The organism is Pseudomonas sp. yb_2 (assembly GCF_043103905.1).
GTDB lineage: Bacteria > Pseudomonadota > Gammaproteobacteria > Pseudomonadales > Pseudomonadaceae > Aquipseudomonas > Aquipseudomonas alloputida.
Genome location: NZ_JBICKH010000064.1, coordinates 60,445 through 72,946 on the forward strand (window position 1 = coordinate 60,445; position 12,502 = coordinate 72,946).

General features: G+C 62.7%; 14 protein-coding genes. 7 read left to right on the plus strand and 7 right to left on the minus strand.

Annotation, left to right across the window (positions count from 1 at the left end):
- The first annotated feature begins 267 nt into the window (after positions 1 to 267).
- On the plus strand, positions 268 to 567 hold the full coding sequence (locus tag ACF8FB_RS15315) for a PilZ domain-containing protein (RefSeq protein ID WP_014859666.1): 300 nt from the start codon (positions 268 to 270) through the stop codon (positions 565 to 567).
- 34 nt (positions 568 to 601) lie between these two features.
- Here ACF8FB_RS15315 and ACF8FB_RS15320 read toward each other — a convergent pair whose 3' ends face one another.
- A complete protein-coding gene (locus ACF8FB_RS15320; RefSeq protein ID WP_064491079.1) occupies positions 602 to 1,309 on the minus strand; it encodes a VacJ family lipoprotein in 708 nt (235 codons plus the stop codon).
- A gap of 201 nt (positions 1,310 to 1,510) precedes the next feature.
- On the opposite strand from ACF8FB_RS15320, the gene ACF8FB_RS15325 reads away from it, so the two are divergent.
- On the plus strand, positions 1,511 to 2,074 hold the full coding sequence (locus ACF8FB_RS15325) for a hypothetical protein (RefSeq protein ID WP_012053149.1): 564 nt from the start codon (positions 1,511 to 1,513) through the stop codon (positions 2,072 to 2,074).
- A 122-nt stretch (positions 2,075 to 2,196) separates the two neighbouring features.
- Positions 2,197 to 2,460 carry a DUF4404 family protein gene (locus ACF8FB_RS15330; RefSeq protein WP_003248815.1) on the plus strand — a complete coding sequence of 88 codons (264 nt, stop codon included), beginning with the start codon at positions 2,197 to 2,199 and terminating at the stop codon, positions 2,458 to 2,460.
- Between the two features lie 32 nt (positions 2,461 to 2,492).
- On the opposite strand, the gene queF is transcribed toward ACF8FB_RS15330, so the two are convergent.
- Both queF and ACF8FB_RS15340 read right to left on the minus strand, forming a co-directional pair.
- Complete coding sequence (gene queF / locus ACF8FB_RS15335; RefSeq protein WP_392510901.1) at positions 2,493 to 3,323, minus strand: NADPH-dependent 7-cyano-7-deazaguanine reductase QueF; 831 nt, start codon at positions 3,321 to 3,323, stop codon at positions 2,493 to 2,495.
- A 68-nt stretch (positions 3,324 to 3,391) separates the two neighbouring features.
- On the minus strand, positions 3,392 to 3,919 hold the full coding sequence (locus ACF8FB_RS15340; RefSeq protein WP_010953146.1) for a plastocyanin/azurin family copper-binding protein: 528 nt from the start codon (positions 3,917 to 3,919) through the stop codon (positions 3,392 to 3,394).
- A 200-nt stretch (positions 3,920 to 4,119) separates the two neighbouring features.
- Here ACF8FB_RS15340 and cinR point away from each other — a divergent pair, with 200 nt between their 5' ends.
- Positions 4,120 to 4,800 carry a two-component system response regulator CinR gene (cinR, locus tag ACF8FB_RS15345; RefSeq protein ID WP_010953145.1) on the plus strand — a complete coding sequence of 227 codons (681 nt, stop codon included), beginning with the start codon at positions 4,120 to 4,122 and terminating at the stop codon, positions 4,798 to 4,800.
- Complete coding sequence (cinS, locus tag ACF8FB_RS15350; RefSeq protein WP_392510903.1) at positions 4,797 to 6,149, plus strand: two-component system sensor histidine kinase CinS; 1,353 nt, start codon at positions 4,797 to 4,799, stop codon at positions 6,147 to 6,149. Before cinR ends, cinS begins: the two co-directional genes overlap by 4 nt.
- 39 nt (positions 6,150 to 6,188) lie before the next feature.
- Here cinS and ACF8FB_RS15355 read toward each other — a convergent pair whose 3' ends face one another.
- The 3 genes from ACF8FB_RS15355 to ACF8FB_RS15365 are packed head-to-tail and all read right to left on the minus strand — an operon-like array spanning position 6,189 to position 9,432.
- The gene (locus tag ACF8FB_RS15355) at positions 6,189 to 7,430 is read right to left on the minus strand and encodes a lipoprotein-releasing ABC transporter permease subunit (RefSeq protein WP_392510905.1); all 1,242 of its coding nucleotides are present in this window, start codon (positions 7,428 to 7,430) and stop codon (positions 6,189 to 6,191) included.
- Positions 7,431 to 7,490: 60 nt separating this feature from the next.
- Complete coding sequence (gene lolD / locus ACF8FB_RS15360; protein ID WP_172830932.1) at positions 7,491 to 8,174, minus strand: lipoprotein-releasing ABC transporter ATP-binding protein LolD; 684 nt, start codon at positions 8,172 to 8,174, stop codon at positions 7,491 to 7,493.
- A 7-nt stretch (positions 8,175 to 8,181) separates the two neighbouring features.
- Positions 8,182 to 9,432, minus strand: coding sequence for a lipoprotein-releasing ABC transporter permease subunit (locus ACF8FB_RS15365; protein ID WP_392510910.1), 1,251 nt, complete (start codon positions 9,430 to 9,432; stop codon positions 8,182 to 8,184).
- Between the two features lie 93 nt (positions 9,433 to 9,525).
- Between ACF8FB_RS15365 and ACF8FB_RS15370 the strand changes: the two genes are divergently transcribed.
- Together ACF8FB_RS15370 and ACF8FB_RS15375 are read left to right on the plus strand one after the other, a co-directional pair.
- Positions 9,526 to 10,110 carry a PilZ domain-containing protein gene (locus ACF8FB_RS15370; protein WP_010953140.1) on the plus strand — a complete coding sequence of 195 codons (585 nt, stop codon included), beginning with the start codon at positions 9,526 to 9,528 and terminating at the stop codon, positions 10,108 to 10,110.
- 30 nt (positions 10,111 to 10,140) lie between these two features.
- Entirely contained in the window at positions 10,141 to 10,857 is a 717-nt protein-coding gene (locus tag ACF8FB_RS15375) for a glycerophosphodiester phosphodiesterase family protein (protein ID WP_003248799.1), read from the plus strand.
- Between the two features lie 48 nt (positions 10,858 to 10,905).
- Here the strand turns inward: ACF8FB_RS15375 and sthA are convergent, their stop codons facing one another.
- On the minus strand, positions 10,906 to 12,300 hold the full coding sequence (sthA, locus tag ACF8FB_RS15380) for a Si-specific NAD(P)(+) transhydrogenase (protein ID WP_010953139.1): 1,395 nt from the start codon (positions 12,298 to 12,300) through the stop codon (positions 10,906 to 10,908).
- Positions 12,301 to 12,502 lie beyond the last annotated feature (202 nt).

The following is a 12,502-nucleotide window of genomic DNA, read 5'->3' on the forward strand; positions in this document are numbered from 1 at the left end:
GGCGAACGGCGCCGATTTAGGTTGGTGCAGCGGTGTCGGCAAGGCAGACGGCCAGCTACGGGAATTCTTTATGGTCACACTCTACTTGAGTTGTAGGACAAGAACACCTGCCCGGCAACTGTCAGAGGTACCTTGTAAGGCGCAGACGGTACTCCCATCCGGCAGGGGTTTCAAGCATGCTGGGGTCGACCTCGCCGCTCTTTACAGGGCAAATCACCGGGAGTTATAAGAAAGTCGACCAGCGCAACCCGACGGGAAGGATGCAGCATGCCCCACACGCCCTCCAGCCATAGCGAGAAACGCGACTTCATTCGCATGCGCATCGACACCGAGGTCAGCCTTTTGCACGAAGGCCAGGTGATTGCGGCGGTGTGCCTGGACCTGTCCAGCGGTGGCATGCAAGTGCAGGCGCCACAGCGCTTTCTGGTGGGTGATCAGATCGAGGTACGGATCGACTCCGACCATCCGGCGCTGAAAGGGCTGCATGCCAGCACCGAAGTGGTATGGATTGCCGACCAGCCGGGCGGGCAGCAGAAGTTCGGGCTGCGGATTCTGGCCATGCATTGAACCTGAGGCCGCTTTGCGGCCCCAGGTTCACAGATCAGAAGTCGTCTTCGACCTCGCCATCCTTCACCTTGAACTCGCGGTTTTGCAGGTAGGCATTGCGAATGAAGATGTACTTGTCACCCTGAATCAGCTTTTCGGCCGAGAGCAGGCTGGCGCGGGTGTCGATCAGGTCCAGCGCGAAGATCGAATTGCGCGTAGGCACGTGGTCGATGTAGCGATAGGGTTTGGTGTAGGTGTCCGGGTACTTGGCCACACCATCACGCACAGTGCTTGGGCCCAGCAGCGGGATGACCACATACGGCCCGCTCGGCACACCCCAGTAGCCCAGGGTCTGGCCAAAGTCCTCGTCGTTGCGCTGCAGGCCCATCTTGGTACCCACATCGAAGAAGCCACCCAGGCCGAAGGTGGTGTTGACGATCAACCGCGCCGTATCCACGCCCGCCGCATGCGGCTTGAGCTGCAACACGTTGTTGGCCAGGTTGGTCACGTCCCCCAGGTTGCGAAAGATGTTGTGGATGCCATCTTCGAGGAACTGTGGAGTGACCGCCTGGTAGCCCTTGGCCAATGGTTTGAGGGCATAGGTGTCGAGGGTGTCGTTGAAGCGGAAGATCGGGCGGTTGACCGCTTCCCAGGGATCTTCCTCGGTGGCGGCCTGGGTGGCTGCCGCGGGCGCCAGCAGCATGCTGGCGCAGACACAGGCCTGGGTGACTCGTTCGATCACACTGGCACCGATCCTACGCATAGATGTTTCTCCATCGAATTTCTTGGCCGCAAGCGCAACACGTCGCGCTGCTATCAAGGCGGCAGTATAGAGACTTGCGGGCTGATAAGCAGCCTTACACATTTTTGCTCAATATTTTGTGAACAACTGTTGCGCAGCGGGCGATGTCACAGGACGGTAACAATCAACGCATAGCCTTCGAACCATTTGGGGGAAGTTGCCATGGACACTGCGCCCGCCTTCACTGCTGTACTGTTCGGCTTGCGCGGCTGCCTGGTGCAGGCCACCCATGGCGCGCCATCACCCGCCCCCGGCGCCCTGGCCACCCTTGCCAGCCTGCGTCAGCGCCAAGTGCCGTGCATCTGGCTGGATGACCTCAATACCGCGCAAAGCGAACGCCTGGCCCATGTACTGCCCGACTGGCTGCCAGGGCATGCGGTCAATGGCGTGCGCTGGCCGGCGCCGAACGCTTGCTGGCAGGCACTGATGGCGCTGGACAGCGAGCGCCTGGATGGCTGCGTATTGGTCAGCGGCGACCCGCGCCTGCTGCAGTCTGGCCTTAACGCCGGCTTGTGGACAGTAGGCCTGGCCGCCTGCAGCCCGTTATGCGACCGCACTTCTGCGCAATGGCAAGCCATGAGCCCGCAAGAGCAGGATCTGGCGCGCAGCAAGGCGACGCTGGCGCTGTTCAGCCTGGGCGTGCACTCGGTGATCGATCATCTGGAAGCGCTGGACACCTGCCTGGTGGACATCGCCCAGCGCCGGCGCAAGGGTGAAAAACCCTGATACAGCCGTCTTGACGCGGATCATGCAAATCGGCAGCAGGTAGATTACCCTGAAGACAGGCCAGAACCTTTGCCACGTCGCCGAGGTCCATGGCTTGCCAAGCCATTGATGGAGAATAGCCAATGCCTGCCCGCGAATTGCAAGAGCGCCTGAACAGCTTGCGCGAGCAACTGGACCGCAACGTACCGCTTTCGGAAGAAGAGCTGGCCGCCCTGCACGAAGAGGCGCGCCAGATCGAGGCGCAACTGAAACTTGAAGAAGCCACGCCAGACAACAACCTGGTGGACGGCGTGAACCTGGCGATCGAACGCTTCGAGGCCGACCACCCCGACCTCACAGCCACCCTGCGCAGCATTGCCAACTCGCTGCACAGCATGGGGATCTGAAATAGCGGGGGCCGCAAAGCGGCCCCCCTGTATTACTGCCGGACCAGGCGTTTGTTATCCGGGCTGATCGCCCCGGTGCTGCGATACGGGTTGATGTCCAGCCCACCGCGGCGCACATAGCGCGCATAGACCGTCAGGTGCTCCGGCTGCAGCAGATTCTTCAAGTCCAGGTAAATCCGCTCCACACACTGCTCATGGAAGTCGGCATGCTGGCGGAAGCTGATCAGATAGGTCAGCAGGCTGGCATGGTCCAGCGCCCTGCCCTTGTACTGGACCACCACGCTGCCCCAATCCGGCTGGCCGGTGACCGGGCAGTTGGACTTCAGCAGATGGCTGTGCAGGGTTTCTTCCACCACCCGCTCCGGGTTGCAGCGCAACAGCTCTGGTTGCGGCTGCTCGTAGTTGCTGATGGCCACGTCCAGTGCATCGATGCACTGCCCCGGTAAAGCCACCACACCCTGGGCTTCAACCTCGGCCAAAGTGCGCACCTTCACCCCCACCGGCTTGCCGGCAGCGGCGGACAGGTCTTTTTCCAGGCATACCTGCAACGCGCCCAGCGAGGTGAACACCGTCTGGTTCAGCGAGTTGAGGTACAGCTTGAATGACTTGGACTCGATGATGTTTGGCGAATCAGCCGGGATGGCGAACTCGCCGATCGCTACCACCGGCTTGCCCGAAGGCAGCAGCCAGCTCAGCTCGAAGCAGTTCCAGTAATCCACCCCCTGCCAGGGCAAGGTCTGTGCAGTGACGCCCAGCTCGGCCCACTTGGCAGTGCGCGGGATCGGAAACAGCTGCTCCGGGGAGTAGGTGGCGAGGTATTCGCTGGACTTGCCCAGCGGGGAATGTTCGGCAGCGGGATGCATGGAAACTGACCTAGAGGTTCGAAAATGCCCCTAGTCTACCGGTTTTGCACCCCGCCTTGCAGAGCCAGTCACTCAATGGTCAATGCCCCGACCATACCCGCCTGGTAATGCCCCGGCACGTTGCATGCAAACTCGATGGGCGCCGATTGGCGGAAGGTCCAGGTCAGTTCGGCGCGCTGGCCGGGCATGACCATCACAGTGTTGCCACCCCCGTGACCATGGCCGTCACCATGGTCCATCATTTGGCCGTGGTTCATCATCTTGCCGTGATCCATACCTTCGTGGTTCATCGCCTCGGTGAACATCTTGCCTTGCATGGCGACCATTTCCTTCTGGTGTTCGGCATGCATGGCCTTGTCGCCCAGGTTGAATTCGTGCGGCAGCTTGCCCTCGTTGACCAGCAAGAAGCGCACCGTCTCGCCGGCTTTTACCTGCAGGCTTTTTGGCTCGAAGGCGATGTCCTTGAGCACCACGTTGACCGTACGGGTGGCCTTGGCCGCCGGGGCAGGCTCGCCAAAGGCGAAGCTCTGCGCCTGGCCAGCGAAAGCCGGCAGGCTGCCCAGGGCAAGGGTGGCGGTAATGAACAGGTGTTTCATGATGACTCCGGGAATACACAGCAGGATGAGGCCACATTAGCCGGGGGCGACTGGCAGCTACCTGACAGGCACATTACAACTTTGTCAGCTTGGGCGAGCGGGCACATCGTCACGTATCATTTCAGCCATCCTATTGCCCCTGTGCTAGCAGTAAAGCGACGCCATAGGCTACGCACAATCTTTCAGAATATGGACAGTGCATGAAACTGCTGATCGTCGAAGACCAGGCCCGCACCGGCCAGTACCTGAGCCAAGGCCTGAGCGAGGCCGGGTTTGCCACCGAATTGGCCACCGATGGCGAGACCGGCCAGTTCCTCGCCCTGACCGGCGACCACGACCTGCTGATCCTCGACGTGATGCTGCCCGGCCGCGACGGCTGGCAGATCCTTCAGGCCGTGCGCCAGGCTGGCCTGGATACGCCAGTGCTGTTCCTGACCGCCCGCGACGCCGTCGAGGATCGCGTGCATGGCCTGGAACTGGGCGCCGACGACTACCTGGTCAAGCCGTTCGCCTTTTCCGAGCTGCTGGCCCGGGTACGCAGCCTGCTGCGCCGTGGCACCAGCCCGAGCCAGGACACGATCCTGAGCCTGGCTGACCTGCGCCTGGACCTGATCCGCCGCCGCGCCGAGCGTGCCGGGCTGCGCATCGACCTGACCGCCAAGGAGTTCTCACTCCTTGAGCTGCTGCTGCGCCGCCAGGGTGAGGTGCTGCCAAAATCGCTGATCGCCTCGCAGGTGTGGGACATGAACTTCGACAGCGACACCAATGTGATCGAAGTGGCCATCCGCCGCCTGCGCCTGAAAATCGACGACCCGCACCCCAACAAGCTGATCCACACCGTCCGCGGCATGGGTTACGTACTCGAAGAGCGCACCGAGTGATGCGCCGGGTTTCCCTCGGCAGCCGCCTGGCCCTGCTGTTCGCCGCCTGCACCGCCACCGTCTCGCTGGGCGCCGGTCTGCTGTTCAGCCGGGCCAGCGAGCAGCACTTCGTCGAACTCGACCAACAACTGCTGGACTCGCGCCTGTCATTGTTTCGGACGCAACTGGCTGGCGTCAGCACGGCTGATGAGCTCCAGGCCCGCCTGCCTGCCCTGCGCGACGAACTGAGTCACCAGGCCGACCTGGCCCTGCGCATCAGCGCCAGCAATGGCGCCACCTGGTTCGAAAGCCGCAGCGGGCTGCCTCATGCAGCGCAGGCCACCGGGCTGGCCACCCTGCATGCGCCAGGCATCGACTACCGCAGCCTGTCCGTGCCCCTGACACAGGGCGCCATGCAGTCGCCGCGACTGACCCTGTACCTCGACATCACCCACCACCAGCACTTCCTGCAGGGCATGCAACGACTGATCTGGCTGACGGTCGGCCTGTCGGCGCTGACCACCGCACTACTGGGTGCCTGGGCCGCCCGCAGCGGCCTGCGCCCATTGCGGCAGATGGGCCAGGTGGCCGCCAGCGTGTCAGCGCGCTCCCTCACCACCCGTCTGCCGGTGGCGCAGATGCCCGAAGAGTTGGCCGAGCTGGCCAGCAGCATGAACGCGATGCTGCAGCGCCTGGACGATGCCTTCCAGCGCCTGTCAGCGTTTTCGGCCGATATCGCCCACGAGTTACGTACGCCGCTGTCCAACCTGCTGACGCACACCCAGGTCACCCTCACCCGCCCACGCAGCCTCGAAGAATACCGAGAGGCACTGCATGGCAACCTGGAAGAACTGCAATGGATGGCGCAGATGATCAACGACATGCTGTTTCTGGCCAAGGCCGACCACGGCCTGCTGGTACCGGGGGACGCGCCTTTGGCGCTGCATGACGAGGTGGATGCGTTGCTGGAGTACTACGCGCCTCTGGCAGAAGACAGCGACGTGCAGATGCTGCGCGAGGGTGAAGCGGTGCTGCACGGCGACCAGCATATGCTGCGCCGGGCGCTGTCCAACCTGCTGGACAACGCCATGCGTTTTACCCCGGCAGGAGGACAGATCAAGGTAACCCTGGGGCCGGGGCCGACGATCAACGTGGCCAATACCGGGCTGGCTATCGACCCGGTCGCGCTACCGCGGCTTTTCGACCGCTTCTACCGGGTGGACCCGGCTCGACGGGAAGGCAGCAGCGAGCATGCGGGGCTGGGCCTGGCGATTACCCGGTCGATCGTGCAGGCCCATGGCGGATGCATACGGGCGGAGTGCGAGGGTGGGTGGACCCGATTCGTGATCGAGTTCACTCAAAACCGGTAATCCTGGGGCGCTTTACGCCCCCAGGATCTCAGGCAGACATCAAACCGCCAGGCCAATCGCCGGCTGCACCTGCGACGCCCGGTAGGCCGGGTAAATGGTCGCCAGGAAACTCATCACCAGGCCGGCGGTGCAGATGATCGCCACATCCCCCCACTGCAATTGCGACGGCAAGCTGCTGACGAAGTACACATCCGACGTAAAGATGTGCTGCCCGCTCACCCGCTCCAGCCAGCCGACGATCTGGCTCACATTGAACGCCGCAATCACGCCCAGTACGCCACCAATCAGCGTGCCGACAATGCCGATCAGGCTGCCCTGGACCATGAACGTGCCCATGATCTGCGCCGGCGTGGCGCCCAAGGTACGCAGGATGGCAATGTCCGGCCCCTTGTCGTTCACCACCATCACCAGGGTGGCGATGATATTGAACGCCGCGACCGCGATGATCATCATCAGCAACAGGCCGATCATGGTCTTTTCCATCTTCATGGCGCTGAACAGGCTGCCCTGGGTATGCGACCAGTCATCGGCCCGGTAGGCGTCACCAAGCCCGGCAGCAATCGCCTTGGACACCTGCGGAGCGGCATACAGGTCGTGCAGCTTCAGGCGCACACCTTGCACCTCGCCTGGCGCCCAGCGCTGCATCTCGGCTGCATCAGCAACATGGATATAGGCCTGCGACCCATCCAGCTCGGCGCCAACCTTGAAGATGCCAACCACGGTGAGGCGCTGCATGCGCGGGGTGATGCCACCCGGTTCCTTGCTGATTTCCGGCACGATCAAGGTCAGCTTGTCGCCGGTGTTCAGGCGGAAGCGGCGTGCCGTCAGCTCACCGATGACCACGCCGAATTCACCGGGCTGCAAGCCCTGCAGGCGGCCCTGGACGATGTGCTGGCCAACGATGGAAACCTTGCCCTCCTCGGCCGGGTCGATACCACCCACCTGGATCGGCTGCATGGCGCCCTTGTACGACAGCATGCCTTCCATCTCGGTAATCGGCGCCACCGCCATCACCGCCGGATTCTTCATGGCTGCGTCGGCCACCTTGTGCCAGTCGTCCAGCGGCTGCACGCCCAGGATGGCGGCATGCGGTACCAGGCCGAGAATGCGCGAGCTCATTTCGCGCTGGAAGCCGTTCATTACCGACAGCACCACGATCATCGCCAGCACGCCCAGCGACAGGCCGATCATCGAAGTCATCGAAATGAACGAGATGAAGTGGTTGCGACGCTTGGCTCGGGTGTAGCGCGCGCCGATAAAGATGGGCAAGGGTCTGAACATGTACGAAATCACCCAATGGAAACAGGAAAACGGGGCAGCACCTGCCACCCCAGCAGTCGATCAGATGGCCACCAGGTGGCCATCGTCGAGCTTCAGCACACGGTCCATCTGCCGCGCCAGGTTGAGGTCGTGGGTGACCACCAGGAATGCCGTGCGCGAAGCGCTGGACAGCTCCTGCATCAGCTCCTGGATGCCTTGGGCGGTATGGTGGTCGAGGTTACCGGTCGGCTCGTCGAGCATCACCAGGCCTGGGCGGTTGACCAGCGCCCGGGCAATCGCCACGCGCTGGCGTTCGCCGCCGGAAAGCTCGGCCGGCTTGTGGTTCAAGCGGTGGCCCAGGCCTACCCGCTTGAGCAGCGCCTCGGCACGCTCCCGGGCCTCGGGGATGGGCGTTCGGCCGATCAGCAGCGGCATGCACACGTTCTCGATGGCGGTGAATTCCGGCAGCAGGTGGTGGAACTGGTAGACAAAGCCCAACTCGCGGTTGCGTAGCAGGCCACGGGCACGCTCGCCCAGTGCCGACAACTCTTCGCCAGCCAGCCACACGCTGCCCTGGGTCGGCCGGTCGAGGCCGCCCAGCAGGTTGAGCAAGGTACTCTTGCCCGAGCCGGAACTGCCAACGATGGCCACCCGCTCACCGGCCCGCAGTTCCAGGTTGAGCCCGGACAGCACCTGCACCGACTCCGGGCCCTCGTCGTAGGACTTGCCCAGGTTGCGGCAACTCAGAACGGCTTTATCACTCATGCGCGACTCACTCATAACGTAGCGCCTCTGCAGGCTGGGTGCGGGCCGCACGCCAGGCCGGATACAGGGTGGCGAAGAAACTCAGGACCAGTGCCGCTCCACAGACCATGTACACGTCCTGGGCCAGGATCTGCGACGGCAGGTAATCGATGAAGTACACGTCGGCGTTGAGGAACTTGTGGCCGATCAGTGTCTCGATGCTGGCGATCGCCGCACTCACGTTCAGTGCCGCGAAGATCCCGACCACGGCGCCGATCAGCGTGCCGATCACCCCGATCACCGTGCCCTGGACCATGAAGATGAGCATGATCTGCCCGGGCGTGGCGCCCAGGGTGCGCAGGATGGCGATGTCGCCGCGCTTGTCGTTGACCACCATCACCAGGGTGGAAATGATGTTGAACGCCGCTACCGCCACGATCAGCAGCAACAGCAGGCCGATCATGGCCTTTTCCATACGTATCGCCTGGTACAGGTTGCCGTGGGTACGGGTCCAGTCACGGCTATAGAATTCCTGGTCGCCCAGCTGCTGGGCGATGCTCCAGGCTACGCGCGGCGCCTGGAACAGGTCGTCGAACTTCAGGCGCAGGCCCTGGACCTGGTCGGGCTTCCAGCGGTGCAGGCGGGACAGGTCGCTGATGTTGGTCAGGCCCAGGTAGCCGTCGATCTCCCCCGCGCCAACGTGGAAGGTGCCAACCACGGTGAAGCGCTTCATGCGCGGGAACATGCCGGCGGGGGTCACGCTGACCTCTGGGGCGACGAAGGTGAGCTTGTCGCCGATGGCAACGCCCAGCTTGGCCGCCGCCTTGTCGCCGATCATGATGCCCCACTCGCCCGGCGCCAACTGGTCCAGGCGGCCTTGCAGGACGAAGTTGTCGATGATCGACACCTCGCGCTCGCGAGCGGGGTCGATGCCATTGAGCAGCACCTTCTGCACCTTGCCATCATGGGTCAGCAGGCCCTGCATCTGGGTGAACGGCGCAACCGCTACCACCTGCGGATTCTGCTTTACTTGTTGGGCAAGGGCCTGCCAGTCGGCAATGGGCTGGCCGCTCTCCAGCGTGGCATGGGGAATCATCCCCAACACGCGGGTGCGCATCTCATGGTCGAAACCGTTCATCACCGACAGCACCACGATCATTACCACCACGCCCAGGGCGAGGCCGATCATCGAGGTCAGGGAAATGAACGAGACGAAGTGATTGCGACGTTTGGCACGGGTATAACGCGTGCCGATGAATGCGAAAAGAGGTCTGAACATGTCGGGGCTTGTTCGGATGAAAGGGAACGTCCTTGTGGCGAGGCGCCTACGGCGGCTTTACACTCGGACCACCGCCGCTACCTTGGGTTCGCCATGACGACATTAGACGAAGAAGATCGCCGCGAATACTACCGCATCGAAGATCGGATCGCACTTCAAATAAGCCCCCTTAGCGCGGCCGAAGCCCTTGAACCAGATGTGTTGCAAGATGATTCGCCGCTGTTCAACCTGCTCAGCGAGCTGCACCTGGCCGACTTCGAGTCGCAACACCTGTTGCGCCAGCTAAGCGACAAGGACCGCACCCTCGCCGCGTTCCTGCGGGCACAGAACAAGCGCCTCGACTTGCTCAGCGCGGTGGTTGGGCAAACCCTGCTTGGCGAAGTCGGCGAGCCGCTGCCGGTGGTCATTTCCGAAGGCGGCATCGAATCCGTCCACGCCACACAGATTGCCCCCGGTACCCGGGTGAAAGTGAAAATGGTGCTGATGCCGCGCGCCCACGGCCTGCTGCTGCGCGGCAAGGTCACCCATTGCGACCCTCGCCCGGAGGGCGGCTTCGAGGTCGGTACCGAGTTCATCGACATGACCGACGCCCAACGACAACTGCTGGCCCGATACATCCTGCAGCGCCAGCAACAACAACGGCGCCAGCAGCTGGAACTGAACGACCCCGCCTCCTGAGCCAATTTTCCCTGATTTGAAGGAACGAACGTGACCCTGATCTACGGCCATCGCGGCGCCAAGGGCGAAGCACCCGAGAACACCCTGAAGAGCTTTCAGCAATGCCTGTCCCATGGCGTGACCCGCTGCGAGCTGGACCTGCACTTGTCATCCGACAACGAACTGATGGTCATCCACGACCCCACCCTCAAGCGCACCACGGGCCGGCGCGGCAAAGTGGTCGAGCACCCGGCCGCCGAACTGGTCAAGATCGATGCCCGCAAAGGCGGCCCGGGCCATGTGCAGCCCTGCCCGATCCCGAAACTGGAAGAGCTGTTCGAAAAATGCCCGTTCGAACACTGGCAACTGGAGGTGAAAAGCGCCTCGCGCACCCGCGCGGCCACCACCGTCCTGGCGATCCGCGAACTGGCCCAGCAATATGGCCTGCTCGACAAGGTGACCATCACCTCCAGTTCACGCGAAGTACTGGGCGCCGCACTGGAACTGGTGCCAGACGTGAAGCGCGGGCTGGTGGCCGAATACGCCTGGCTTGACCCGCTGAAAGTGGCACAGAACTACGGCTGCGAACTGCTGGCATTGAACTGGACGCTGTGCACCCCCGAGCGCCTGCTCAAAGCACAGGGCCAGGGTTTGCATGTGTCGGTGTGGACGGTCAACGAGCCGGCACTGATGCGCCGGCTGGCTGACTTTGGTGTGGACAGCCTGATTACAGACTTTCCCGGTTTGGCCAAGACCACCCTCGGGTAGGGTTGAAATCGGTCTCTCCGACCGGCTCAGGCCACCGGTCGGAGCCGCTCAAAAAAGCCGGTTCAGGCCGTCATAGGCAGCTACCCGATAGGCTTCGGCCATGGTCGGGTAGTTGAACGTGGTGTTGACGAAGTACTTCAGGTTGTTCTGCTCACCTGGCTGGTTCATGATCGCCTGGCCAATGTGGACGATTTCCGAAGCCTGGTAGCCGAAGCAATGCACGCCGAGGATTTCCAGGGTTTCGCGGTGGAACAGGATCTTCAGCATGCCCTGCGGCTCGCCGGCGATCTGCGCACGCGCCATGCTCTTGAAGAAGGCCTTGCCCACTTCGTACGGCACCTTGGCCTGGGTCAGCTCCTGCTCGTTCTTGCCGATCGAGCTGATCTCGGGAATGGTGTAGATACCCGTCGGCACGTCGTTGACGAAGCGCCAGCTGCCGTTATCGACAATGCTGCCAGCGGCCGACCGGCCCTGGTCATGGGCAGCACTGGCCAGGCTTGGCCAGCCGATCACGTCGCCGGCACCGTAGATGTTCGGCACGGTGGTACGGTAGGCCTCGTCGACCTCGATCTGACCACGGCTGTTCACCTTGATGCCGATGTTTTCCAGGCCCAGCTTGTCAGTGTTGCCGGTACGGCCGTTGCACCACAGCAAGGCGTCGGCCTTGATCTTCTTGCCCGACTTGAGGTGCAGGATCACCCCGTTGTCCAGGCCTTCGACGCGCTCGTACTCTTCGTTGTGGCGCACGGTGATGTTGTTGTTGCTGAAGTGGTAGCTCAGCGCCTGGGAAATTTCCGAATCGAGGAAGCTCAGCAGCTGGCCACGGTTGTCGACCAGCTCGACCAATACGCCCAGGCCACTGAAGATCGAAGCGTATTCGCAACCGATCACGCCGGCACCGTACACGATCAGCTTGCGCGGGGTATGGCTGAGGCTGAGGATGGTGTCGCTGTCGTACACGCGCGGGTGGTGGAAGTCGATGTCGGCCGGGCGGTAGGGGCGCGAGCCGGTCGCGATGATGATGTGCTTGGCGTTGAGCTTCTCGACCACGCCATTCGGGCACACCACTTCCACGGTTTGCTCGTCGGCAAAGCTGCCGGTGCCGACGAACACGTCGACGCGGTTACGGGCATAGTAGCCGGTGCGCGATGCGACCTGCTTGGCGATGACCTTCTCGGCGCTTTTCAGCACGTCCGGGAACGAGAACCAGCGCGGCTCGCCGATGGCACGAAACATCGGGTTGGTATTGAACTGCATGATCTGCCGCACCGAGTGACGCAGTGCCTTGGACGGAATGGTACCCAAGTGGGTGCAGTTGCCACCGACCTGGCGACGGTCATCGACCATCGCTACCTTGCGCCCTGCTTTGGCGGCGTTCATTGCCGCGCCTTCACCGGCCGGGCCGGAACCCAGCACCACTACGTCGTAGTTGTAGACAGCCATGCGTACTCCTTCAGAACTGGCCCGCAAGCCACGGTCGCTCGCGGGGCACGATCATGCCGCCGGGGCGCCATGAGAAAATTCGGGTGCAGTCTAATCAACCCTGAACGCCGCGCACATTAACCCTTGGTCGCGTCGTAGGCCAATTTTGCCCGCACTACATATGCTTCACCCATTCCCTGGCGGCAATCATCCCTGCTTGTGC